Below are 24889 nucleotides of genomic sequence, written 5' to 3'. Positions count from 1 at the left end.
GATCCTCCGCGCGGAGGACCCCGTCTCCTCCTACTGGCCGCAGGTTCGTCCAGAGGAGGGAGCGCAGAGGGTGATCTTCCCGATACGTTCGGGGCCATGTCCAACGACACCGCAATGTTCCTCGGCCAGTTCCTGCGCGCCCCCGCCGTGATCGGCGCCGTCGCCCCGAGTTCGCGCCGGCTGGCCGCGGCCGTCTGCGCGCCGGTCCCGGAGCGCGGCGAGCCGACCGTGGTGGAGCTCGGGCCGGGCACGGGCCCGTTCACGGCGGAGATCCAGCAGCGGCTGGCCGGGCGCGGCCACCATCTGGCCGTCGAGGTGAACGAGCGGCTCGCGGTGCTGCTCGCCGCGCGGTTCCCCGCCGTGGACGTGGCGCACGCGGACGCGGCGCGCCTGGGCGAGCTGCTGGCCGGGCGCGGGCTGAGCCACGCCGACGTCGTGGTGAGCGGCCTGCCGTGGGCGGCCTTCCCCACGGGGCTGCAGCACGAGCTGCTGGACGCGGTGACGCAGGTGATGAGCCCCGGCGCGGCCTTCACCACCTTCTCCTACATCCACGCCATCCCGCTCAGCTCGGCCCGGCGGTTCCGGGCGCTGCTGGCCGAGCGGTTCGAGGAGGTCGTGCCCGGACGTACGGTGTGGCGCAACACGCCTCCGGCGTTCGTCTTCCACGCCCGCAGACCTCGACCCTGAACAGAACGAGATTCTACGATGGCGTGATGGATTTCACCCTTCCCGAGAGCGCCCAGGCCGTCCAGCGCGGCGTCGCCGAGATCTGCGCCCGCTACGACCTCGACTACTGGCAGCGGTGCGAGAGCGACAAGCGCTGGCCGGAGGAGGTCTGGGCCGACCTGGCCAAGGGCGGCTGGCTGGGCCTGGCCGTGCCGGAGGAGTACGGCGGGGGCGGGCAGGGGCTGCTGGAGCTGGCCGTGGCCACCGAGACGCTGGCGAGCTCGGGCGCGGCGGGCGGCTCGGCCTTCACGTACGTGCTCACCCCCGGCTTCGGCGCGCTCACCCTGGCCCGGCACGGCACCGCCGAGCAGCGGGCCGAGCTGCTGCCCAGGCTGGCCACGGGCGAGGTCGAGACGTGCTTCGCCCTGACCGAGCCGGACGCCGGCTCCAACTCGCTGGCGATCACCACCTCGGCCCGCCGCGACGGCGGCGACTACGTGCTCAACGGCCAGAAGATCTGGATCACCGGCGTGCAGCGCGCCACCTGGATGCTGCTGGTGACCAGGACGGTCCCGGCGGCCGAGGCCAGGCCGCGCACCCATGGGCTGACCGTGTTCCTGGTGAACGTGCCCGAGGCGGTCGCCGCCGGGCAGCTGTCCTTCCGGCCGATCCCCAAGATGGGCGCCAACACCACGCCGTCCAACATGGTGTTCGTCGACGACCTGCGGGTGCCCGCCACCAGTGTGGTCGGCGAGGTGGACGGCGGCGCGGCCGTGCTGTGGGACATCCTCAACCCCGAGCGGGTGCTGCTGGCCGCCTCCGCGCTGGGCGGCGCCGAGGTGGCGCTGCGGGTGGCGGTCGGCTACGCCAAGGAGCGCGAGGTGTTCGGCCGCCCGATCGGCGCCAACCAGGCCATCGCGTTCCCGCTGGCGCAGGTCAAGGCCAAGATCGAGCTGGCGCGGCTGATGCTCTACAAGGCGGCCTGGTCCTTCGACCGGCAGCTGCCGTGCGGCACCGAGGCCAACATCGCCAAGCTGACCGCCTCCCAGGCCGCGTGGGAGGCGGCCGACGCCGCGTTCCAGACGCACGGCGGTATGGCGTACTCGCTGGAGTACCCGGTGGCCAGGTTGCTGGCCGACGCCCGTATCGGAAGGGTGGCACCCGTGACCGAGGAGCTTCTGCTCAACTACCTCGCGACCCAGGTGCTCGGGTTGCCCCGGAGTTTCTGACGGCCCTCAGGCCCTGCCCGTCGCCTTGCGGATCACGTCACGGGCCCTGTCCATGATCGCGGCGGGCGGGCCCGCCAGCAGGTTCTTCGGCGCGGTCTCGACGCCGGCGTGCGGATGCGTGGGCGCGATCGCCTCGGCGGCCTTGACCCCGATCGCCATCGCGTGCAGCTCCTTGTCGCCGGCGGCCTGCCTCAGTCTGGGGAACTCCTCGCGTTCCTCGGCCTCGGCGTGCTCGACGACGGCCTTGCGCAGCGTGGCCAGGTTGGCCGCGAACTGCGGGTCGTCGACGCCCGCCCGCTCCATCAGGGTGAGCATGTCCTTGGCCGCGTTCTCCTCGGCCAGTCGCTCGTCCACCAGGTCGTCACCGTTGTCGACATGGCGGCGCGCGTACGGGTGGACGATCTCCTCCTCTGCTGTCTCGTGGACGGCCAGCAGGCGCACCAGCTTCTGGAAAGCCGCTGCTTTGTCCTCGGGGGCAGCGTTCTCGACCTCCGTGAACTGGCTCTTGATCTGCTCGTGCTGGCGCACCAGCAGGTCGACCACATCGTTGTCCGTCATGAGGGTGCGCCTACCCCGGGCCTGGACAAGCACACGCGCCCGGCTCAACCGAAAGCGGGGGGCCGCTTCTCGCGCACCGCGCGCACGCCCTCGACCACGTCGGGGCCGGTGAAGCCGAGGAACTCCATCGCCAGCGAGGCGTCGAAGGACGGGCCGGCCAGGCGCAGCCAGTTGTTGAGCGAGTACTTGGTCAGCCGGATCGCCTCCTGGGAGCCCTGGGCGAGCCGGACCGCGATCTCCATCGCCTTGTCGTGCACCTGGTCGTCGTCGACGCACAGGCTGACCAGGCCCATGCGCTCGGCCTGCTCGCCGGTGACGGGCTCGCACAGCAGCAGGTGGTACTTGGCCTTGGCCATGCCGCACAGCAGCGGCCAGATGATCGCGGCGTGGTCGCCGGCGGCGACGCCGAGCCGGGTGTGGCCGTCGATGATGCGCGCGGTGCGGCCGGCGACCGAGATGTCGGCCAGCAGCGCCACCGCGAGCCCGGCGCCCACGGCCGGGCCCTGGACGGCCGAGACGATCGGCTTGGAGCAGTTGAGCACGTTGTAGACGATGTCGCGGGCCTCGGCGAACACCCGCATCCGGGTGGCGTGGTCGCGGGTCATCTCCTCGATCATCGACAGGTCGCCGCCGGCCGAGAACGCCGTGCCCTCGCCCCTGACCACGATCGCCCGGACGGAGTCGTCGCGGTCGGCCTCGCGCCAGATCTCGCTCAGCTCGCGGTGGCCGGTCATGTCGACGGCGTTGAGCCTGCCGGGCTCGCTGATCGTGACCCGCAGCACCCCCTCGGCCGGGGTGTCGAGCTTGAGCTTGGTGTAGGTCACAGGTGCTCCCGCAGGCGGTCGGCGATGTACTGCCTGGCCTCGGCCGCCTGGTCGAACAGGCCGGGCAGGCCGAAGAAGCCGTGGATCGCGCCGTCGAACCTGCGCGCCTCCACCGGCACGCCTGCGTCGGCCAGGCGGCGGGCGTAGTGTTCGCCCTCGTCCCTGAGCACGTCGCACTCGGCGGTGAGGACGGTGGCCGGCGGCAGGCCGGTCAGGTCGGCGATGCGCAGCGGGCTCAGCAGCGGGTCGGCAGGGTCGGCGCCGGGCGCGTAACGCTCGGCGAACCAGGCCATCTCGGCGGCGTCGAGCCCGAAGCCCTTGGCGTAGGCGTGGTAGCTGGGGGTGTCCATGGCGGTGTCGAGCACCGGGTAGACCAGCGCCTGGTGGGCCAGCCGGATGCCGGACCCGGCGGCCCGCCAGGCGGCGACGGCGGCCAGGTTGCCGCCCGCGCTGTCGCCGACGACGGCCACGCTGCCGTTGCTCTGGTAGAAGGCGGGCCTGGCGAAGACGTCGCGCACGACGGTCCAGGCGTCGTCGGCGGCGGCCGGGAAGGGGTGTTCCGGGGCCAGCCGGTAGTCGGCCGAGACGACCACGGCGCCGGTGCGCAGGGCCAGGTCGCGGCCGAGCGCGTCGTTGCGCCTGACGCTGCCGAAGACCCAGCCGCCGCCGTGGAAGTAGACCACGACGGGCAGCAGGCCGTCGCCGGGGTCGGCGCGGTAGATGCGGATCGGCACGTCGCCGGCGACCTCGTCGCGGACGAACGGGAGTTTGGTCAGCGGCCCCCGCTGGGCCGCGAAGCCGTCGTGCGCGCGCATCTCCTGGATCGTGGCCAGGTCGAGCGTGGCCAGGTCGGCGTTGAGGTCCGACGGGTAGAGGGCGACGTAGTCCCGCGCCTGGGGGTGCAGCGGCATGAGCGCAGCCTAGCGGGCCGCCTCGACGAACGCATCGAAGAGCCGATTGTCCCCGCCGCGTTCCGGATGCCACTGGACGCCGACGCAGAACCGGTGGCCCTGGAGCTCGACGCCCTCGACGATCTGGTCGTCGGCCCAGGCCACCGCGAGCAGGCCGCTGCCCAGGCGGCGCACGGACTGGTGGTGCGGCGCGACCGCCTCGACGTGGTCGCCGACGGCCTTGCCGAGCCTGCTCGACACGCTCACCTGGATGTCGTGCACCGCGCCCGGCTCGCCGTGCCGCTCGTGGCCGAGCACCTCGGGCAGCCACGGGATCAGCGTGCCGCCCTGGGCGACGTTGAGGACGTGCAGGCCGCGGGCGATCGCCAGGATCGGCAGGCCGGCCCGGACGGCGGCCCTGGCCAGGGCCAGCTCGTACCGGTCGCGGTGGGCCTGCGGCTCGGGCGCGCGCTCGTCGTGCTCGCCGCCGTAGGCCGCGGCGCCGAGACCGACGCCGCCGGCCAGCAGGACGCCGGACAGGCCGCCGACGTGGTCGCCGGCGACGTGGGGGTCGAGCGGCGGCAGCAGCACCGGCGCGCCGCCGGCCCGCTCGATCGCCTTGGCGTAGGACGGCGGTGACAGCACGGCCTCGCGCACCCAGTCGCCCCAGCGGGCGGCCTCCAGGTAGGCGGTGATGCCGATGAGCGGTCGGGACATGCGGATCTCCTGGGGCGGGTCAGGGCAGGCGGGAGGCCGTCCCGGTGGTCGGCCGGGTCTCGCCGGGCCGGCACCGGTACGTGGTCCCGAGCCGGCGGCCGGGCCACCGGCAGGCGTCCGTGGTCGCGGCCGACACGAAGGTGCGCGCGCCTTCCCAGGCCACCCGCCCGGGGTGGAGGACTGCCATGGCGGGATGCTACGCCTCAGCCGCCCCGCGGGAAACACCGGAAACCGAAAGACGAAAATCACTTTTATTCGTTTTCTCCGCCGGAAAACCCCATATCGCAATTGGGGTGAATCGGTTGTGACGCATCAGAGGTGGTGTAAGACTCATTTCCGAGCGCGCCGGATGTGCCGGGGCACGCAGCGCGTTCACGACCCGGAGCCGTCAGGAGGTGGCCGACGCGGCCGGAATCGATTTTCCGGTCCAATGGGGTGGGGTTGAGTTCATGTCGTTGAATCCGCGACTGGTGAAGGAGAGCTTCTCACTCGTCGAGCCCGTGGCCGACAAGGCGACCGCGTACTTCTACGGGCGGCTGTTCGCCGCGAGCCCGCACCTGCGGGGCATGTTCCCGCCCGCGATGGACGTCCAGCGCGACCGGCTGTTCGGCGCGCTGACCCGGATCGTGTGGAGCCTGGACAGCCCTGACGGCCTGGCCGCCTACCTCGGCCAGCTCGGCAGGGACCATCGCAAGTACGGGGTGCTCGCCGAGCACTACACGGCCGTCGGCACCGCCCTGCTGGCCACGATCCGGCGCTTCGCCGCCGAGGTGTGGAACGACGAGATCGAGGCGGCGTGGGTGTCGGCGTACACGGCGGCGGCCAACATGATGATCGAGTCGGCCGAGTCGCAGGCGGGCGTCTCGCCGGCCTGGTGGCCGGCCGAGGTCGTCGACCACGAGCTGCGCCGTCCCGACATCGCGGTGGTCACGCTGCGGCCCGCGCGGCGGCTGCCGTACACGGCGGGCCAGTACGTCACCGTCCAGACCGCGCGCTGGCCGCGGGTGTGGCGCGCGTTCTCCATCGCCAACGCGCCGCGCCCGGACGACACGGTCAGGCTGCACGTGCGCTCGGTGCCGGGCGGCTGGGTGTCCACCGCCCTGACCAGGCACACCAGGATCGGCGACACGGTCATGCTCGGCCCGCCGATGGGCACGATGACGCCGCGCGAGCACAGCGCCCGCGACCTGCTGTGCGTGGCCGGCGGCACGGGGCTGGCCCCGCTGAAGGCGATCGTCGAGCACGTCATCGCCTCGGGCCGCCGGCCGCGGATCCACCTGCTGCACGGCGCGCGCACCGCGGACGAGCTGTACGACCTGCCCGACCTGCTGGCGATGCAGGCGTCCTTCCCCTGGCTGCAGGTGCTGCCGGTGGTCTCCGGCGACCCGTCCTACGCCGGGATGCGCGGCCACCTGCCCGAGGTGACCGGGCGCTTCCACTCCTGGTGCGAGCACGACGTGTACGTCTGCGGCCCGAGCGGCATGGTGGACGGCACCGTGCGCCGCCTGCAGGCCGACGGCGTGCCGCTGTCGCGCATCCACCGCGACGTCGTCCCCGGGGAACGCTAGGACGCCGGCCCAGGTGGACGTCCCCGGTGAACGTCCCCGGTGAACGTCCCCGGTGGACGTCAGGAGGCCGCCGGGGCGCGGCGGAAGGCCGCGGCGGTCTCCTCGTCGGCCGGCCAGAACGTCTCGATGGCCAGCTCCGAGACGGTCACGTCCATCGGCGTGCCGAAGGTGGCGATGGTGGTGAACATCGACAACACGCGGTCGCCGTCGGCGATGCGCAGCGGCAGCAGGATGTCGCCCGGTCCCGGCACGTGGGCCACGTTCAGGTTGACGCCGGGGTAGGTGTAGGCGGCCAGCTCGTCGTGCAGCTCGGCCAGGCGGCCGTCGGCCGACGCCTCGGCCTGCCTGCGGAGCTGGTGCAGCAGGTAGGCGCGGACCTCGGCCAGGTTCAGCAGCCTGCCGCCCATCGCGTCGGGGTGCAGCGACAGCCGCATCACATTGACCGGCTCGGCCAGCAGCTCGGCGGGCACGCCGGCCATGAACATGGCGGCCGCCGAGTTGGCCGCCACCAGGTTCCACGCCGCGTCCACGACCAGCGCCGGGTACGGCTCGTGCCCGGCCAGGATCTTGTCCAGCGCCTGGCGGACGACGGCCATCTCCGGGGCGCGCACCTCGCGCTCGGGGAAGACCGGCGCGAACCCGGCGGCGACCAGCAGCCGGTTGCGGTGGCGCAGCGGCACGTCGAGCTCCTCGGCCAGCCGCATCACCATCTCGCGGCTGGGCCGGGCGCGGCCGGTCTCCAGGAAGCTGACGTGCCGGGAGGAGACGTCGGCCTCGATGGCCAGGTCGAGCTGGCTCACCCGGCGCCGCTGCCGCCACGAACGCAACAAATCACCAAAAGTCTCTTCTTGTATCGCTAGTGCTCCCATGTCAGGAAATCTAGCGGGGAGAGGGAAGCATCACGACTACCTGCCGGGTAATGGCGGTCCCGTCCGGGCTGTCCACGGGCGGCCGTGCGGCCGGGGTGCGGACGGCGTGCGGCAAATCTCCCAGTCCTCGGCACCGCCGCCGCCCGCGTGGCACGATGGCGGGAAGCGAACATGGGAGCGATGCTATGAGTGACGCAGTCCTCGCGATCGGCACCCGCAAGGGCCTGTTCCTCGCCCGTTCGGCGGGCGGCGGCCCGTTCGAGATCGAGCCGATCCGGTTCTCCACGGTCGCGGTGCCCTCGGTGGCCATCGACACCCGGGGAGGCACCCCCCGCTTGCTGGCCGGCATCGAGTACGGCCATTTCGGTCCGTCCGTGATGTACTCCGATGATCTCGGCGAGTCCTGGGGCGAGGCGCCCCAACCGCCCATCGCCTTCCCCGACAAGACCGACGCGACGCTGGCCCGGGTGTGGCAGCTCACGCCCTCGCCGTCGGAGCCGGGCGTGGTGTGGGCCGGCGTGGAGCCGGCCGCGCTGTTCCGCTCGGAGGACAACGGCGTCACCTACCGGCTGGTCGAGGGCCTGTGGGACCATCCCCACCGGCCGCGCTGGCAGCCGGGCGGCGGCGGGCTGTGCCTGCACACGATCGTCCCCCACCCCACCGACCCCGAGGTCATGGGCATCGCGGTCTCGGCGGCCGGCTTCTACCGCACCCGCGACGGCGGCATGTCGTGGGAGGCCGCCAACCAGGGCATCCGGGCGCCGTTCCTGCCCGAAGGGCAGCAGTATCCCGAGTTCGGGCAGTGCGTGCACAAGGTCTGCCTCGACCCCGCCCGTCCCGACCGGCTCTACCTGCAGCACCACTTCGGCGTCTACCGCAGCGACGACTTCGGCGGCAGCTGGCACGACATCGGCTCCGCGCTGCCCTCCGACTTCGGCTTCCCCATCGTGGTCCACCCCACCCGCCCCGACACGATCTTCGTGCTGCCACTGACGGCCGACGTCGACCGCACCCCGGTCGGCCACCGCTACCGGGTCTGCCGCAGCCAGGACGCCGGCGCGACGTGGCAGGAGCTGGGCGAGGGCCTGCCCGAGGGGCCGGTGCACGCCACCGTGCTGCGCGACGCGATGACCGCCTCCCCCGCCGGACTGTTCTTCGGCACCCGCGACGGCGAGGTCCACTGCTCCCGCGACGACGGCGAGAGCTGGTCGCAGGTCGCCCGCCACCTGCCCGACGTGCTGAGCGTGCGCGCGGCGGTGCTCTGACCGATGGCCAGGTCATTCACCAAGCCCGTGACGATGGTCGTGTTCGTGCTGCCCAGCTCGCTGCGGCGGTGGGTGAGCGGGCGCACCGAGGTCAAGGTGTTCGCGGTCGGCGCCGACCGCGACTCCCCGCCCACGCTCGGCTCGGCGCTCGACATGCTGCGGCGCACCCATCCGCTGCTGGAGGAGCGGCTGCGCGACGACTACGGCCGCATCCGCCGGCACATCAGCATGATCGTGTGCGGGGAGAACGCCCGCGGGCTCGGCGACCTCGACTGCGCCCTGCCACCGGGCGCCGAGGTCTACGTGCTGCCCGCGCTCGCCTGACGCCTCAGACCTTGCGCCAGCCCGGTACCCAGGCCCCGTCCTCGACGACGTAGTCGCCGAACAGGGCGGGCGCCTCCTTGCGCATGAGCTCGCCGATGCGCTGGAACAGCAGGCGGATCTCCTCCTCCGCGCCGACGGCGGTGCGGGCCTCGATCGTGTGCCGCAGCGTGCGCACGTTGGCCGTCCAGACCAGGCCGGTGGCCAGGCCCTCGGGGGCGAACCTGCGCATGAACGACGTGCGGTGCTTCTTCTCCGAGAACGGCACGCCCTCCTCGTCGAGCCCGAAGTGCCCGGCCATCCAGAGCTGGAACTGCTCCAGCTGCTCCAGCACGGCCGTGGCCCGCTTCATCAGCTCGGGGTCCTGCTGGGCCCACTCGGGGAACCAGAACGGCAGCTCGTCGAGCCGGACGAAGCGCAGCGACTCCTGGGAGATGGCCACGCCGGGCCGGTGGCGCACCAGCTCGTGCGTCAGGACGCGGCTGACGTTGTGCAGCACGAAGCTGAAGCTGACGTGCTCGAGGACCGAGCCGTGCGCGCTGGCCAGGATGTTGCGCAGGTAGTCGTCCTGGTTCTCCCTGATGCGCACCACGTTGGGGTTGAGGCCCGGCTCGAAGGAGCGGTAGCAGAGGCGGCCGGCGAACTCGGCGAGGTTCTGGGCGTCGAGGTCGCCGCGGTCGAGCCGCTCCAGCCAGCTCTCGCCGCCGACCTCGCCCAGATAACGGGCGAGCTCGTCGTAGTCAAGCTCAGGACGGGCGACGATGAAGACCTCGGGTTCGACACTGCGCATAAGGGAGCCCCCCGCTCGGGTTCTGTGGTTTGTGACGGGCTCAAGCAAACCAGCTCGCGGGGCTGCGCGCGACTCGGCGCCCGCCGTCCCCCTCCGGAGGGTACGGCGGGCGCCGGGCGGACGCCCTTGGCAGGTCAGCAGCGGTGCGCGGGCCTGTCGCGGGTCACGAGGTCGGTGTCGCCGGCGGTCCCGTCCACCCACAGGACGCGGCCCGCCGCGCCGGCGGCGAACAGCGCCTGCTCCCCGCGGTTGCAGGAGTAGCGCTCAAGGGCCCCGCCGGCGACCGGAACCTGGTAGATCTTGGTCAGGTTCGCGTTCTCCAGCGTGGTCCCGTCCGGCTGCACGCCGACCGTCACCCGCGACTCGCTCGCGTCGAGCCAGGTGGCGTACGGCGCCTGCGGCCCGTCCGGCACGACCGGCGTCTGGCCGGTGCCGTCCAGCGCGGCCCGCATGACGCCCATCCGGCCGTCGCGGTCGGCGTCGTAGAGCCAGACGACGTGCCCGGCGGTCAGCGCCGGCTGGATCGACATCGACGGGATCGCGCCGGCCGGCGGCACCTCGGGCAGCACGACCTCCTTGCCGGTGGCCAGGTCGTGCACGACGGGCGTGCTGTGACCGGCGCCGGAGACGAAACTCACCCGGACGTAGACGAGCCGGCCGCCGGTGACCGAGGGCATGTACCCGGCCACGCCCTTGTCGGCGGTCAGGTTGACCGGCGCGGCGTTCCCGCGCTTGAGCCACAGCTCGACCTCACCGGTCGCGGGGTCCTCGCCGGACCAGGCCACGGCGTCGCCCGAGACGGCGACGGCGTAGACGTAGCCGGTGGTCTCGTGCAGCACGGTGGACGGCGCCGAGGCGTCGAGCGGCCGGGAGCGGACCTGGAGGCGGCCCGCCTCGGCGTCGAGGGAGACCCACACCGCGCGCCTGCCGTCGGTGGCGGGCGTCCAGTCCCAGCGCCCGTCGTCGGACACGGTGGTCGCGGGGCCGCCGCTCACGCGTCCGGTCCGGATGACGGTGGGACCGTTCGCGTCGGGGGTGCTGTCGGTGACCGCGTACCGGTCGCCGGCCAGGGCGGGCGGGTCGATGGCGTCGGTGAGGCCGTCCAGGACGACGCGGCTGTCGGTGCGGATCAGCCGCTCCCAGCCGGGCCTGATGCCGTGCCGCTCGAAGGCCAGCGTGATCGCCAGCCGGTCGCGCGGGGACAGCCGGGCGGCGCGGGCGGCCGACTCGACGGCGCGGCGGCCGTCGGCGAAGTCGTCGAGCGGGGTCATGTACTCCGTCAGCGCCTTGTAGACGACCTTGTCGAAGCCGGCGCCGAGCTTCTCCCTGACGTCCCACAGGGCGCCGGAGAAGATCGTGGAGTTGAGGTGCACGCCGCCGGAGTCGAGGGCGGCGGTGACGCCGAGGTAGTCCTTGGCGGCGTTGCGGTCGTCGTCGAGGTCGCGGGTGGCGCACTGGGCGGGCGACCCGCTCTTGCACAGGTCCTCGCCGAGCAGGCTGGCGTCGGGGTCGCTCATCGGGATGCCGAGCGCGCCGGTCTGGATCGCGTTGCCGAAGTAGTCGGCCAAGCCCTCGTTCATCGCGCCCGACTGGCCCTGGTAGACCAGGTCGGCGCTGTGGGTGATGACGCCGTGGGTCATCTCGTGGCCGACGACGTCGAGGCTGGCGGCGAAGGAGTGCAGGTCGGCGCCGCCGCCGCCGTAGACCATCTTGGTGCCGTCCCAGAAGGCGTTCTCGAACGGGCTGCCGTAGTAGGTGACGTTGACGACCGAGTACATCGTGCCGCCCTTGCCGTCGAGCCCGTCGCGGCCGAGCCCCTTGTAGTACTCGTAGACCTTGCCCGCGCCCCACTGGGCGTCCACGGCGCCGCTCTCGGTGTGCTCGGGGCCGAAGGCGGGCGTGGCCGACTTGCCGAGCTCGGTGCCCGCCGGCACGCCGGGCTCGAGGAACTGCTGCACGTCGGCGCCGGCGGCGTCGTAGGTGAGGATCTCGCCGGTGGTGCCGTTCCACATCGGGCGGGCGCGGTCGCGCAGCTCGTACGCGCCGTCGGCCCGCTGGTAGACGTTGAGCGGGACGGTCTTGCCGTGCGCGGTCTGCCCGCTGCCGGTCGCCGGGCCCTCCATGCGCAGCCGGTCCAGGGCGAACAGCGGCCGGCCGGAGTGGGCGTCCACGTAGGCGTCCAGCAGGACGGGCCGCTTCCTGACCGCGTCGGCGCCGGCCAGGGTGACGTGCCAGGCCAGCACGCCCTTGCCGCGCGGCAGCACGACGAGCTCGCCGGGCGTGGCCTTGACCGTGGCGCGGATCTGGTCGTCCCGGACGAGCCGGGCGCGGGCCAGCCGGGCCGCCAGCGCGGGGGTGACCGTGGGCGTGGTGTTCACGTCGAGCCCGGTGAGGAAGCGGCCGCCCGCGCCGGTCACCTCGCGGCCTGCGCCGTCCTTACGGAAGCGCACCAGGTACTGGGCGCCGAAGACGGGCAGGTTCCGATAGCGCTGGGCGAACCTGACGGTCTCGTCCTGGCCGTTCACGACCGTGCGCAGCGGCACCAGGTCGGCGGGGTCGAGGTGGTAACGCGGGTCGGCCAGGTGGGCCTTGGCCGCGGCGACGGGGTCCGCCGCGGCGGCGGGCTCGGCCAGCCCGCTCACCTCGGCGGGGGCCCGGGTGCCGGCCCGGGACTCCACCTGCGGCTGCGGCGGGTCGTCGGCCGCCGCGACACCGGGAACGGCCAGCGCGAGTGACAGGGCTGCGGCCGTGAGGACGAAGGGACGCCAGGACACGACACCTCCAGGTGTGGCGTAGGGGTTCTGGCGTCCACGATCATCACAGCAATATTGACAAAGAGACAAATCACAATTTGATTACCGGAAATGTAAATTTCCGATTAGTGAAGGAAATGTCGTGAATTAATGGCATTCCGTTACGGCGACAACGCGCACCGCCGCCACCGTCGGCGCACCGGCGCCACCGTAAACGCGCGCCCGGCGCGACCACCGGCACCGCCATCGGGCGGCGCCGGCGGCGTGCGGGTCAGAGGCGGTACACCCGGCGGGCGTTGCCCGAGCCGATCATGTGGGCGATCCTGGCCGCGTCGGCCGGGCTCCACTCCCCCGCCTCCAGCCTGGCCAGCAGGGCCGCGCCCAGCGCCTGGCGGTGGTACAGGGCGCCGAGGTAGCCGGTCTCGGCCACCCCCCGGCAGCCGGAGCTGAACAACTGCTTGTGGAACGGCGCCAGCTCCAGCAGCTCGTCCATGACGCGGGCCGAGGCGGCGGCGGTGTGCGGCAGGGCCGGGCCGACGTCGACGTAGACGTGCGGGTAGACGCCCGCCAGGTAGGCGGCGGTGCGGTGGTAGGGGTAGCAGTGGAGCAGGATGACCGGCACGCCGAGGGGCTGCAGCGCGTCCATGAGGGCGCTGAGCCTGGCCGGGTCCGTACGGTGCAGGTCGGGGCCGCGCCCGCCGAACCCGGCCTGGAACTGCACCGGCAGCCCCCGCTCGCGGGCCACGTCGATCGCGCTCCACAGCAGGTGGCGCAGCAGCACCGGGTCGGTCAGCGGCCGTTTGGGGTCGGCCAGGCGGCGGTTGGCGGCGGCGATGACCGAGCCGGTGCTCGGCCTGGCCGGGTCGAAGTCGAGCCCGCAGCGGCCCGCGATCACCGTCTTGAGCCCGACCGCCCTGGCGGCCCTGGCCGACAGCTCGTCGGCCAGGCCGTCGAGGTAGTCGACGGCGATCTGCGCCGACTCGGCGACGTCCTGCTCGATCTGCTCGATCCGGACGATCTCGTCGGCGGCGGCTCCGCCGTGGCGGCCCATCTCGGCCGCCGACAGCAGGTCGATGTCCTCGTCCCCGGTGTCCACCAGGAACGCCACCACCCCCGCCCCTGCCAGCAGGCGCCGGTTGACCTCGACGGCGCCCAGCTCGGCCCGCCGGGCGAGGTAGACGGCCGGCGGCGCGTGCGGCTCGAGGTCGAGCAGCGGGGCGCACCAGCGGCGCAGGCTCATGCCGAACGGCGAGTCGAAATGCGTGGTGCCGGGCGGGGCCGGGGCGCCGCCGGCGTTGATCAGCGGCTCGAACTGGGCCCGGGTCAGGTCGTCCCGGCGAACCCCGTGACAGTGGTGGTCGACGAGCGGGGCGAGCAGCGCGTCACGCACCGTGTCGGGCAGGGCTACGGGGAGCATGCGGAGACTCTAGGGGAGCCCCGCACGCCCCCGCGGACGTTTTGCCCTACGCCAGGAACACCCTGCCCCTTCCCAGACGAACCGGCCCGGGTCAGCGCCGGGTGAGGCGCAGCACGTTCGCGATGATCTTCGCGCCCGCGCCGCCCTCCTGGGTGAGGATCGACTCGGGGTGGAACTGCACGGCGAAGCGCCGCCGCTCGACGTCCTCGATGGCCATGACGTTGCCGTCGGGCGTGAGCGCGGTCGGGGTGAAGCCGACCACGCCGGACCGCTTGGCGTGCAGCGAGTGGTAGCGGGCCGCGGTGAACTCCTCGGGCAGCCCCTCCAGCAGCGCGCTGTCGCCGAGCCGGCCGACCTGGCCGCGCTTGCCGTGCTCGGGGTAGCCGAGCAGCTCCAGCGAGCCGCCGGCGTGCTCGACCATGGCCTGCAGACCCAGGCACACGCCGAAGACGGGCAGGTCGCGGGCGTAGATCTCGTCGATGAGCGCCGCCATGCCGAAGTCGGACGGCCAGCCGGGGCCGGGCGAGAGCACGACCAGGTCGGGCGCGACGTCGTCGATGGTGTGGGCCGGGAAGCCGTGGCGCAGCGTCACCACGTCGGCCCCCTCCTGGCGGAAGTAGTCGGCCAGCGTGTTGACGAAGGAGTCCTCGTGGTCGACGAGCAGCACCTTCATGCCGGCCCCCGGCTGCTCCCTGACCACGGCGGGCGGGACGGCGTCGGGCTGGTTGACCGCGGCCAGGGCGCCGAGCAGGGCGCTGGCCTTGAGCTCGGTCTCGCGCTCCTCGGCCTCGGGGTCGGAGTCGAACAGCAGGGTCGCCCCGGCCCGGACGGTGGCCACGCCGTTCTTGATCTGGGCGGTGCGCAGGGTCAGGCCGGTGTTCATGGAGCCGTCGAAGCCGATGAAGCCGATCGCGCCGCCGTACCAGCGGCGGGTGGTGGCCTCGTGGTCCTCGATGAACTGCATGGCCCACGTCTTGGGGGCGCCGGTGACGGTGACGGCCCACATGTGGGTGAGGAAGGCGTCGAGGGCGTCGAACTCGGGACGCAGGCGGCCCTCGATGTGGTCGACGGTGTGGATCAGGCGCGAGTAGAGCTCGATCTGGCGGCGGCCGATGACCTTGACCGTGCCGGGGACGCAGATGCGCGACTTGTCGTTGCGGTCGACGTCGGTGCACATGGTCAGCTCCGACTCCTCCTTGACGCTGCTCAGGAGGGTGCGGATGGCCTCGGCGTCCTCGACCGGGTTGCTGCCGCGGGCGATGGTGCCGGAGATGGGGCAGGTCTCGACGCGGTCGCCGTTGACCCGGACGTACATCTCGGGCGAGGCGCCCACGAGGTGCTCGCCGTCGCCGAGGCTGATGATGAACTCGTACGGCGCCGGGTTGCTGTTGCGCAGGCCGCGGTAGAAGGCCGACGGGTCGGTGCAGACGGCGTGGAAGACCTGGCCGGGCACGACCTCGAACAGGTCGCCGCGCTTGAACCGCTCCTTGGCGGCGGCCACGACCTTGGCGTACTCGCCGCGCACGGGGTCCTTCGGCAGCTCGCCGGGGACGACCTGCGGCACGGAGGAGCCGGTGCGCTCCAGGCCGCGGGTGGTGGCGCCGTCGACGGTGAACTCGTAGCGGTACTCGACGCTGGTCTCGCGCTGGCGGTCGATGACGACGATGCGGTCGGGCAGGTGGAGCACCAGGTCGCGCTGGTCGTCGGGACGGGCCAGCTCCTGCCTGATGGGCTCGAACTGGAAGGCCAGGTCGTAGCCGAAGGAGCCGTAGAGGCCGAGGTGGGGGTCGTCGCCCGCGAAGGCGGCGATGACCTCGCGGATCGCGGTGAACACGGTGGGCCGGCGGCTGCGCATCTCCTCCGGCAGCAGGTCCTCGGACTCCGGGACGTGCACCTCGACGCGGTCGGGCGTCGGCTCGCTGACCGGCTTGCCCGCGGCGAGCAGGCAGGAGGCCACGGCGGGCAGCACGACCCTGCCGCGCTCGTTGAGCGCGGTCGCCGAGATGACCCGCCCCTTGGCGACCAGCTCCAGGCAGGGGTCGACGTAGCCGAAGGCCCATCGGCTGTAGCGGCCCGGGTAGTCCATGCCCGACGAGAAGGCGCCGCCGCGCCGCTCGCCGAGCGCGGTCACGATCTCTTCGAGCGCCTCTTCGGACACGTCGCGTGCCTCGCGCTCGACGCCGACGCCCCCGGCGGTGGTATATCCGCTGCTCTCCACTTGCTGCCCCTTACCACGTCACATCATGAGGCCCCGGGGGCGGACACGAGAAAGGCCGCCATCCGGGGCGGCCGTCCTTTGAGAGGAATGCGAAAACGCGCCGCCTAGGAGCGGCGCCACCACTGGATCTGAGGGCGATTTCGCATGCCTCCCAGGTTAACCGCCGGACCAAGATCGCGCAACGCGACACCCGCTCCGGCAGTGACAAACGGCGGGGAAAGGATCTAGCCTCGACGTTCATGGAACGGCCCTGGGCGTGGCGTCCGGTGACGGTGACCGCGGTCCTGACCGCCGGCGTGGCCCTCGCACTGAGCCCCTGGTACGGCTACCACCGCGACGAGTTGTACTTCCGGGTCCTGGCCGGCCACCCGGCCTGGGGGTACGTCGACCAGCCGCCGCTGACGCCGATGCTGGGCAAGGCGGCGCTCGGGCTGTTCGGCGACACGGTGACGGCGCTGCGGGTGTTCCCCGCGCTGGCCGCGGCGGCCGTGGTCGTGCTGGTGGCGCTGGTGGCGCGGGAGCTGGGCGGCGACCGGCTCGCCCAGACGATGGCCGCCGTGGGGGCGGCGACCGGGGCGTACACGCTGATCGCGGCGCACACGCTGCTGACGGTCAGCTTCGACCTGCCGCTGTGGACGGCGGCGATCCTGTTCGCGCTCAGGGCGCTGCTGCGCGAGCAGCCGCGCTGGTGGCTCGCGGCGGGCGCGGTGATCGGGCTGGCCACCTACAACAAGCACCTCATCGCGCTGCTGGTGCTGGGCCTGGCGGCGGGCCTGCTGATCGCCGGGCCGCGGCGGGCGCTGGGCAGCCCGTGGCTGTGGGGCGGCGCGCTGGTGGCCGCCGTGCTGGCCGTGCCGAACCTGGTCTACCAGGCCACGCACGGCTGGCCGCAGCTCACGATGGCCGCCGCGCTCAGCGCGGACAAGGGCGCCGAGATGCGGGCGATGTTCGTGCCGATGCAGCTCACGCTGTTCGGGCCGGTGGTGTCGGTGGTCGCGGTGCTGGGGTTCGTCCGGTTGTGGCGCGACCGGCGGGTGCGGGCGCTGGCGGTGGCCTATCCGGTGACGGCGGTGCTGACGCTGGTCAGCGGCGGCCGTTTCGACTACACCGCCGGGTTGATCGTGGCGCTGTTCGCGGCCGGGTGCGTGAGCGTGTCGCGGGCGCGGGCCGGGCGGGTGCGCGCGGCGTGGGCGTTCCTCGCGGTCAACGCGGTGGCCTGCGCGGTGCTCGCGCTGCCGCTCGTGCCGGTCGGCGCGCTGGCCGGCACGCCGGTGCCGGCGATCAACGAGGTGGCCCGCGAGTCGGTCGGCTGGCCGCGCTTCGCCGCCGCCGTCGGCGGCGTGCTGCGGGCGCTGCCGCCGGACGAGCGGGCCCGCGCGGTGGTCGTGACGGGCAACTACGGCGAGTACGGCGCCCTCGACCGGGCGGGCCTGACCCGCGTGTACTCCGGCCACAACCAGCTCTGGGAGTACGGCCCGCCGCCGGACGACGCGACCGTGGCGATCCTGGTGAACGCGGGCGGCCGGGCCCGCGCGCTGTTCGGCTCCTGCGAGGAGAAGGCCCGCGTGGACAACGGCGTGGACGTCGGGAACGAGGAGCAGGGCATGCCGGTGTGGCTCTGCCGGGATCCCGTGCGGCCGTGGTCCGCCACCTGGCCGATGTGGCGACATTTCAGCTGACCACATTACATTTCGGGATTTATCCGAGCTTGTTAGGATCAGCGCCCTTGCTTTCCCGACAGGATCTCTTCACCCTTCTCGACAGAGGCGGAAAGATCACCTCTTCCTCACCGTCGTGAACGTCGTGAAGGAGAGCACGTGCGCAACACCCTCACCTGGCGTGCGATCCTGACCGGGATCGTCACCGCCGCCGCCCTGGCCGTCCCCCAGGCCCCGGCGCACGCGGCGCCCGATCCCGGCAAGATCTCCCAGACCGTCCAGGCCGAGCTGGACAAGGACGGCAAGGCCACCTTCTGGGTCCGGATGAAGGGCACCGCCGACCTCGGCGCCGCCCGCCGGGCCGCCACCAAACGGGCCAGGACGCAGCTGGTCTACCAGGCCAAGACCGAGCGGGCCAGGACCTCGCAGGCCGGGCTGGTCAAGCTGCTGGACGCCCAGAAGGCCGACTACACCTCGTACTGGATCGTCGACGCCGTACGGGTGACCGCGGACGCCAAGCTGGCGTCGGCGATCAGCGAGCTGCCCGAGGTGGACCGGATCGACCCGGTCACCGTCGTGGCGCTGCCCAAGCCCGTGACCGGCCGGGCCGAGCCCAGGGCCGGTGCGGTCGAGTGGAACGTCGACCGGATCGGCGCCCCGCGGGTGTGGAGCGAGCTGGGCGACCGGGGCGAGGGCATCGTGGTCGCCTCGATCGACTCCGGCGTCCAGTACGACCACCCGGACCTGGCCGCGAGCTACCGGGGCCGGAACCCCGACGGCTCCTACACCCACGACTACAACTGGTTCGACCCGGCGCGCATCTGCCCGTCGGCGGCGCCGTGCGACAACAACGGCCACGGCACGCACGTCATGGGCACGATGGCGGGCGCGAACGGCATCGGCGTGGCGCCCGGCGTGCGCTGGATCGCCGCCAAGGGCTGCGAGGTCAACACCTGCACGGACGCCTCGCTGCTGGCCGCCGGCCAGTGGGTGCTGGCACCGACCGACCTGAACGGCCGCAACCCGCGTCCCGACCTCGCGCCGGACATCGTCAACAACTCCTGGGGCGGCAACGGGTTCGACCCCTGGTACGTCGAGACCGTCCAGGCGTGGGTGGCCGCCGGCATCTTCCCCGCCTTCGCCAACGGCAACGAGGGCCCGGCCTGCCGCACCAGCGGCTCGCCCGGCCAGTACGCGATCAGCTACAGCGCGGGCGGCTTCGACGTCAACAACGTGCTGTACAGCAGGTCGAGCAAGGGCGAGGGCCAGGACGGCGAGATCAAGCCGAACATCGCGGCCCCCGCGGTGAACGTGCGCTCCTCCGTCCCGGACGACGACTACGACTCCTACACCGGCACCTCGATGGCCTCGCCGCACGTGGCCGCCACGGTGGCGCTGATCTGGTCGGCCGCGCCCCGGCTGCAGGGCGACGTGGCCGCGACGCGGCCGCTGCTGGACCGCACGGCGATCGACGTGGCCGACACGAGCTGCGGCGGCACCGCGGCCGACAACAACGTCTGGGGCGAGGGCCGTCTGGACGCCTACGCCGCCGTCCAGGCCGCGCCGGACGAGGGGCTGGGCGAGCTGCGCGGCACGGTCACGGCGGCGGGCGAGCCGGTGCCGGGCGTGGCGGTCAAGGTGACCGGGCCGCTGGCCCGCGCGGTCGTCACCGGCCAGGACGGCACGTACTCGATCCCGCGCCTGCTGCCCGGCGAGTACGCGCTGACGGCGGAGAAGTTCGGCTACGACCGCGGGAGCGCCACGGCCACGGTGACCGCCGAGCAGGTCACGACCGGCGACGTGACGCTCACCCGGCAACCGTCCGGCACGTTGTCGGGCACGGTCAGCACGGCCGGCGTGCCCGAGCCCGGCGCGACCGTGGCCGCCGGCGGCACGCCGGTGAGCGCCGTCACCGACGCCTCCGGCAGGTACACGATGACGCTGCCGCGCGGGACGTACACGCTGACGGTCACCCCGGTCTCGCGCTGCTCCAGCGGCGCGAGCGCGCAGGTCTCGGTGGACGGGGACACGGTCAAGGACGTGGAGCTGCCGCTGCGCGGCGACGGCTTCGGCTACACCTGCCGGGCGGCGGCGCAGCCGTACGTAGCCGGGACCGAGAAGCTGGCGCTGACCGGCGACGACGAGGCCGTGCAGGTGACGCTGCCGTTCGCGGTCCCGTTCTACGGCACGGGGCAGTCCAGGGCGTGGATCAGCACGAACGGGTTCGTCACCTTCGCCGCCGACCGGGTCACCACGGGCAGCAACAGCCGCCTGCCGGGCACGGGCACGCCGAACAACGCGGTCTACCCGTACTGGGACGACCTGAAGGTGGACGCGGAGTCCGGCGTCTACACCGGCGTGGTGGGCACGGCCCCGCACCGCCAGTACGTCGTGGAGTGGCGCAACGTCACCTTCTACAGCGAGACCGGCGAGCGGGTGTCGTTCGCGGCGCTGCTGGGCGAGGACGGCTCGGTCTCCTTCCGGTACAAGGACGTCGAGAGCGAGCGCGACCAGGGCTCCAGCGCCACGGTCGGCATCGAGAACGCGGCCGGCACGGACGCGCTGCTGTACTCCTACGAGGAGGCCGCGCTGGCCACCGGCCGCGGCGTGACGTTCACCGCGAGCCGGCACGGCCTGGTGACCGGCGTGGTCACCGACGCCAACGACGGCGAGCCGCTGGCCGGGGCTTCGGTGAAGCTGGGCGACGCGGCGTCGTTCACGACCGGCGCGGACGGGTCGTTCTTCGGGCAGGTCCCGGCGGGCGACCACGACGTGGTGGTGGCCAAGGAGAACTACGGCACCTTCACCAAGCCGGTCACGGTCACGCCCGGCACGCTGACCAGGATCGACACCGCCCTGGTCACCGGCCGGGTGAGCGCCTCGGCCGCCGAGCTGACCGCGGTGCTGCCCGCCGGGGCGACCAGGACGCGCACGCTGGAGCTGACGAACCTGGGCTCCCCCACCGCCTACACGGTGACTGGTGACGCCGACTGGGCGTCGGTCACGCCGCAGGCGGGCGAGCTGGCCAAGGGCCAGAAGGCGACGCTGCGGGTGACGCTCTCCGGCGCCGGGGTGACGCCCGGCGGGATGCGTACCGGCAAGCTGGTCGTCAAGTCGGCCAGCGGGCGGCAGCCGGCCATCGAGATCAAGGTGACCGTGGTGGTGCCCAAGTTCCAGGTGGCCGTCGACGCCGGCGGGTCGAAGGCGCTGACCGACGCCGACGGCGACGCCTGGGCGCCCGACCGCCGCTGGACGCAGGGCGGGTACGGCTACGTGGCGACCTCGACGAAGACGGCGAGCACGTCCAGGACCATCGCGGGCACCGCCGACCAGGCGCTGTTCCGGACGGCCAGAGAGGGCATGCTGGAGTACCGGTTCGACGGCGTGCCCGCCGGGACGTACACGGTGGAGCTGGACTTCGCCGAAGTCAAGAGCACCCAGATGGGCAAGCGGGTCTTCGACGTGCTCGTCGAGGGTCAGCTCGCGATCCCGGCGCTGGACCTGGCGCTGGAGGCGGGCACGTACACGGCGGTGGCCAGGCAGTACACGGTGAAGGTGACCGACGGTCAGCTCAACGTGCGCTTCGCCACCCGGCAGGGGGCCACGCTGGTCAACGGCGTGCGCGTCTCCGAGCGCCCGGACAAGGCGCTGCCCTGACCGCCCGGGGTCCCGCCGTCCCTGGTGCGGCGGGCCCCCGGGCCAAGCGGCCGGGTCGGGGCCAGGTCGGAGCCGGGGTCAGCGGCCGGTGGTCGGCAGCGGGGCGAGGTCGGGGCGCTTGGGCGCGACCCCGTCGCCCGAGGAGCGCCGGTTGATGCGCCTGCCGATCCACGGGCCGAGGTAGGTCCTGGCCCAGCGCAGGTCCTCGCGACGGGCGGCCGTCCAGACCGGCGGCCGCCTGACCGGGTACGCCTCGCGCCAGTCCTCGTCCACCGGCACGCCGAGCACCTCGGCGGCCCGCAGCGCCACCCGGCGGTGGCCGTCGGGGCTGAGGTGCAGGCGGTCGGCGTTCCAGGCGCGCGGGTCGCGCAGGACCGGCATCGGCCACAGGTCCACCAGCAGCGCGTCGTAGCGGCGGGCTATGTCGTGGATGTGCAGGTTGTAGACCTCGATCTTGGAGTGGGCCAGCCGCATCACCGGCACGTGCCGCAGGTCGAAGCCGGTGAACATGAGCACCCGGCTGCCCGCCTCGGTGAGCGTCCTGACGCCCTCCTCCAGCCGCTCTGCCACGGACGCCGGTCCGCTGCCCGGCCGCAGGATGTCGTTGCCCCCGGCGCACAGCGAGACCAGGTCGGCGCCGAGCGCGACCGCCTTCGGCACCTGCTCCGACACGATCTGGTCGATCAGCCGGCCGTGGACGGCCAGGTTGGCGTACCGCAGTCCGGGCTCCCCGGCCAGGAGGCGGTCGGCCTCGATGTGCTCGGCCAGCCGGTCGGCCCAGCCGCGGAACCCGTGGTCGGCCGGGTCCTCAAGTCCTTCGGTGAAACTGTCCCCTAGGGCGACATATGAAGTGATTCGTCCCATGACCGGATAGTTTGCCAAGGACCTTTCTCCCTACGCGACCGTAACCCCCGGCTACCACCCGTCCCGCCACATCTGTTACTGGTTAGGACATGAGACGCGTGCGGCTCCGGCGGGACATCCCCGTCCCGATGCCCGACGGTGTGACGCTGCTGGCCGACCACTACGCCCCCGCTCATGGGCGGCCGGCCCCGGCGGTGCTGATCCGTTCGCCGTACGGCCGGCGCGGCCTGTTCGGCTGGATGTACGGCCGTGGCTTCGCCAGGAACGGCTTCCACGTGCTGATCCAGAGCTGCCGGGGCGGCTTCGGCTCCGGCGGCAGCCTCGACCCGCTCGGCGACGAGCACGACGACGGCCTGGCCACCATCGCCTGGCTGCGCGAACAGCCCTGGTACGGCGGCTCGTTCGCCATGTTCGGCCCCTCCTACCTCGGCTACGCCCAGTGGGCCGTGGCCGCCGAGGCCGGGCCCGAGCTCAAGGCCATGGCCACGCAGATCACCGCCTCCCAGTTCAGGGACGCCGCGTACGTGGGCGGCGCGTTCGCGCTGGAGTCGACGCTGAGCTGGACCACGCTGACCGACACCATGACGCGCCGCTTCGTCGGCGGGGCCGCGATGCTGACCGCCCCCAGGCTGACCCGCCGGGCCGTGTTGTCGGGGCGGCCGGTGGCCGAGCTGGACGTGGCCTCGGCGGGCCGGCCGCTGCGGTTCTTCCGCGACCTGCTGGCGCACCACACCGACCCGGCCGTGCCGTACTGGCACAAGCGCGACTTCTCCCTCAAGGTCGGCGAGGTGGAGGCCGCGGTCACCATGCTCGGCGGCTGGTACGACGTCTTCCTGCCCTGGCAGCTCAAGGACTACGCGGCGATGCGGGCGGCCGGGCGGCGGCCGTACCTGACGATCGGGCCCTGGTACCACGTCGACTCCCGGCACGGGCGGCCCTCGATGGCCGAGGCGCTGGCCTGGTTCCGCGCCCACCTCATGGACGACCCGTCCGGCCTGCGGACGGACCCGGTGCGGCTCTACGTCACCGGGGCCGGCGAGTGGCGCGACTACCCCGACTGGCCGGTGCCGGGCGTGCGGGAGCAGCGCTGGCACCTGCGGCCGGGCGGCGGGCTGGACCCGCGGGAGCCGGCGGAGGACGGGTCCGACCGGTTCCGCTACCACCCCGCCCACCCGACGCCGGCGATCGGCGGCCCCGTGCTGCTGGCCGACTCCAGGCCGCGTGATCAGCGGCGCCTGGAGGCCCGGCGCGACGTGCTGGTCTACAGCTCCGCGGCGCTAGAGGACGACGTGGAGATGATCGGCCCGGTGCACGCCGACGTCTACGTCCGCTCCAGCACGCCGCACGTGGACGTCGTGGTCCGGGTCTGCGACGTGCACCCCGACGGGCGCTCGCTCAACCTGTGCGAGGGGGTGCGCCGGCTGGGCCCGCACACCACCGGCGACGGGAACGGCGACGGCGTGCGCCGGGTACGGGTGGAGTTGTGGCCGATCGGCCACCGGTTCCGCCGCGACCACCGGATCCGGGTGCACGTGGCGGCCGGCGCGTACCCGACGATCGCCCGCAACCCGGGCACCGGCGAGCCGGTGGGCGCGCCCGGCGGCCCGATGGTGCCCGCCGACGTCGAGGTGTTCCACTCCCCCGCCCGCCCCTCGGCCGTGGTGCTGCCGCTGTGCGCGCCGCGCGGCTGATGTCGCTGGTCCTGCTGTTGCAGGCCAGGGGCGGGATGACGGCGGCCGAGCTGGCCAGGGAGCTGGAGGTCTCCGAGCGCACGGTGCACCGCGACGTGCTGGCGCTGTCGGAGGCGGGCGTGCCGGTCTACGCCGACCGCGGGCGCGGCGGCGGCTACCGGCTGCTGGACGGCTACCGCACCCGGCTGACCGGGCTGGACCGGGCCGAGGCGGAGGCGCTGTTCCTGTCGGGGGTGCCCGCGGCGCTGCGCGAGATGGGGTTGCAGGAGGTGGCCGCGACGGCCCGGCTCAAGGCCGCCGCGGCGCTGTCCCCCTCGCTGCGCGACGCGCCCGCCACGGCCGCGCAGCGTTTCCACCTGGACGCGCCCGGCTGGTACGCCGCCGACGCGCCGCCGCCCCCGGCCCTGGCCCCGCTGGCCAGGGCCGTGTGGAACGACCTGCCGGTCACGGTGGTCTACAAGGAGCGCACGCGGGAGCTGGAGCCGTACGGGCTGGTGCTGAAGGCGGGCGCCTGGTACCTGGTGGCCCGCCTGCGCGAACGGTTCCTGATCTTCCGGGTGGACCGCATGGGGGACGTCCGCGCGCGCGAGCCGCGTTTCGAGCGGGACGCGGACTTCGACCTGGCCGCGTTCTGGGCCGGGCAGGCGGCCGAGTTCAGCCGTTCCCTGCTCAGGGACGTGATCACGCTGCGGCTCACCCCGGCCGGCCGGCGCATGCTGCGCTACGTCGCCGACCCGGCCGCCCTGGACGACGCGCTGGCCTCGCTCCAGCCGGACGGGACCGTGCGGCTGGCGGTCGAGTCGGTGCGGGTGGCCTTCACCCAGGTGCTGCGGTTCGGCCCGGAGGCCGAGGTGCTGGCGCCGCAGGAGCTGCGCGACCAGGTCGCCGAGGCCGCCGCCCGCATGGCCGGGCTCTACCGGCGCTGAGGACGTCC

At 73.1% G+C, this 24889-nt stretch carries 20 protein-coding genes; 9 read left to right on the top strand and 11 right to left on the bottom strand.

Annotation, left to right across the window (positions count from 1 at the left end):
* Window positions 1–96: 96 nt before the first annotated feature.
* Window positions 97–687: an SAM-dependent methyltransferase gene (locus ABZ459_RS26990; RefSeq protein ID WP_357975588.1), complete on the top strand. Its 591-nt coding sequence runs from the start codon at window positions 97–99 to the stop codon at window positions 685–687.
* Between the two features lie 26 nt (window positions 688–713).
* Window positions 714–1895 (top strand): acyl-CoA dehydrogenase family protein, encoded by a 1182-nt coding sequence (locus ABZ459_RS26985; protein ID WP_357975585.1) that lies wholly within the window; start codon window positions 714–716, stop codon window positions 1893–1895.
* Between the two features lie 6 nt (window positions 1896–1901).
* Here ABZ459_RS26985 and ABZ459_RS26980 read toward each other — a convergent pair whose 3' ends face one another.
* From ABZ459_RS26980 to ABZ459_RS26960, 5 genes are read right to left on the bottom strand one after another with little or no spacing between them, the layout of a single operon-like run.
* Window positions 1902–2453: a hemerythrin domain-containing protein gene (locus ABZ459_RS26980; RefSeq protein ID WP_357975582.1), complete on the bottom strand. Its 552-nt coding sequence runs from the start codon at window positions 2451–2453 to the stop codon at window positions 1902–1904.
* A 44-nt stretch (window positions 2454–2497) separates the two neighbouring features.
* Window positions 2498–3277, bottom strand: a complete 780-nt coding sequence (locus tag ABZ459_RS26975; RefSeq protein WP_357975579.1) for an enoyl-CoA hydratase/isomerase family protein — start codon at window positions 3275–3277, stop codon at window positions 2498–2500.
* Window positions 3274–4188 (bottom strand): alpha/beta hydrolase, encoded by a 915-nt coding sequence (locus tag ABZ459_RS26970; protein WP_357975576.1) that lies wholly within the window; start codon window positions 4186–4188, stop codon window positions 3274–3276. Before ABZ459_RS26970 ends, ABZ459_RS26975 begins: the two co-directional genes overlap by 4 nt.
* 9 nt (window positions 4189–4197) lie before the next feature.
* Complete coding sequence (locus ABZ459_RS26965; RefSeq protein WP_357975573.1) at window positions 4198–4884, bottom strand: gamma-glutamyl-gamma-aminobutyrate hydrolase family protein; 687 nt, start codon at window positions 4882–4884, stop codon at window positions 4198–4200.
* A gap of 19 nt (window positions 4885–4903) precedes the next feature.
* The gene (locus tag ABZ459_RS26960; RefSeq protein ID WP_357975570.1) at window positions 4904–5071 is read right to left on the bottom strand and encodes a hypothetical protein; all 168 of its coding nucleotides are present in this window, start codon (window positions 5069–5071) and stop codon (window positions 4904–4906) included.
* Between the two features lie 262 nt (window positions 5072–5333).
* On the opposite strand from ABZ459_RS26960, the gene ABZ459_RS26955 reads away from it, so the two are divergent.
* Complete coding sequence (locus tag ABZ459_RS26955) at window positions 5334–6452, top strand: globin domain-containing protein (protein ID WP_357975567.1); 1119 nt, start codon at window positions 5334–5336, stop codon at window positions 6450–6452.
* A gap of 59 nt (window positions 6453–6511) precedes the next feature.
* Here ABZ459_RS26955 and ABZ459_RS26950 read toward each other — a convergent pair whose 3' ends face one another.
* Entirely contained in the window at window positions 6512–7282 is a 771-nt protein-coding gene (locus ABZ459_RS26950) for a helix-turn-helix transcriptional regulator (RefSeq protein WP_357975564.1), read from the bottom strand.
* 224 nt (window positions 7283–7506) lie between these two features.
* Here ABZ459_RS26950 and ABZ459_RS26945 point away from each other — a divergent pair, with 224 nt between their 5' ends.
* Window positions 7507–8586: an exo-alpha-sialidase gene (locus ABZ459_RS26945; protein WP_357975561.1), complete on the top strand. Its 1080-nt coding sequence runs from the start codon at window positions 7507–7509 to the stop codon at window positions 8584–8586.
* 3 nt (window positions 8587–8589) lie between these two features.
* A complete protein-coding gene (locus ABZ459_RS26940) occupies window positions 8590–8910 on the top strand; it encodes a hypothetical protein (protein WP_357975558.1) in 321 nt (106 codons plus the stop codon).
* A 4-nt stretch (window positions 8911–8914) separates the two neighbouring features.
* Here the strand turns inward: ABZ459_RS26940 and thyX are convergent, their stop codons facing one another.
* From thyX to ABZ459_RS26920, 4 genes are all read right to left on the bottom strand, one after another.
* Window positions 8915–9697, bottom strand: coding sequence for an FAD-dependent thymidylate synthase (gene thyX, locus ABZ459_RS26935; RefSeq protein ID WP_352350875.1), 783 nt, complete (start codon window positions 9695–9697; stop codon window positions 8915–8917).
* A 134-nt stretch (window positions 9698–9831) separates the two neighbouring features.
* The gene (locus tag ABZ459_RS26930) at window positions 9832–12471 is read right to left on the bottom strand and encodes a M4 family metallopeptidase (RefSeq protein WP_357975555.1); all 2640 of its coding nucleotides are present in this window, start codon (window positions 12469–12471) and stop codon (window positions 9832–9834) included.
* A 250-nt stretch (window positions 12472–12721) separates the two neighbouring features.
* A complete protein-coding gene (locus tag ABZ459_RS26925; RefSeq protein WP_357975552.1) occupies window positions 12722–13867 on the bottom strand; it encodes an amidohydrolase family protein in 1146 nt (381 codons plus the stop codon).
* A 91-nt stretch (window positions 13868–13958) separates the two neighbouring features.
* Window positions 13959–16085, bottom strand: coding sequence for an anthranilate synthase component I (locus ABZ459_RS26920; RefSeq protein WP_357975549.1), 2127 nt, complete (start codon window positions 16083–16085; stop codon window positions 13959–13961).
* A 239-nt stretch (window positions 16086–16324) separates the two neighbouring features.
* Between ABZ459_RS26920 and ABZ459_RS26915 the strand changes: the two genes are divergently transcribed.
* A complete protein-coding gene (locus ABZ459_RS26915; RefSeq protein ID WP_357975546.1) occupies window positions 16325–17764 on the top strand; it encodes a glycosyltransferase family 39 protein in 1440 nt (479 codons plus the stop codon).
* A 138-nt stretch (window positions 17765–17902) separates the two neighbouring features.
* Window positions 17903–21400 (top strand): S8 family serine peptidase, encoded by a 3498-nt coding sequence (locus tag ABZ459_RS26910; RefSeq protein ID WP_357975543.1) that lies wholly within the window; start codon window positions 17903–17905, stop codon window positions 21398–21400.
* 78 nt (window positions 21401–21478) lie between these two features.
* Here ABZ459_RS26910 and ABZ459_RS26905 read toward each other — a convergent pair whose 3' ends face one another.
* Entirely contained in the window at window positions 21479–22264 is a 786-nt protein-coding gene (locus ABZ459_RS26905) for an SGNH/GDSL hydrolase family protein (protein ID WP_357975540.1), read from the bottom strand.
* A gap of 89 nt (window positions 22265–22353) precedes the next feature.
* On the opposite strand from ABZ459_RS26905, the gene ABZ459_RS26900 reads away from it, so the two are divergent.
* Both ABZ459_RS26900 and ABZ459_RS26895 read left to right on the top strand, forming a co-directional pair.
* A complete protein-coding gene (locus ABZ459_RS26900) occupies window positions 22354–23955 on the top strand; it encodes a CocE/NonD family hydrolase (RefSeq protein WP_357975537.1) in 1602 nt (533 codons plus the stop codon).
* Complete coding sequence (locus ABZ459_RS26895) at window positions 23937–24881, top strand: WYL domain-containing protein (RefSeq protein WP_357975534.1); 945 nt, start codon at window positions 23937–23939, stop codon at window positions 24879–24881. Before ABZ459_RS26900 ends, ABZ459_RS26895 begins: the two co-directional genes overlap by 19 nt.
* Window positions 24882–24889: the final 8 nt, after the last annotated feature.

The organism is Nonomuraea sp. NPDC005692, assembly GCF_040631115.1.
GTDB lineage: Bacteria > Actinomycetota > Actinomycetes > Streptosporangiales > Streptosporangiaceae > Nonomuraea.
This window is presented reverse-complemented; position numbering and strand designations above follow the sequence as displayed.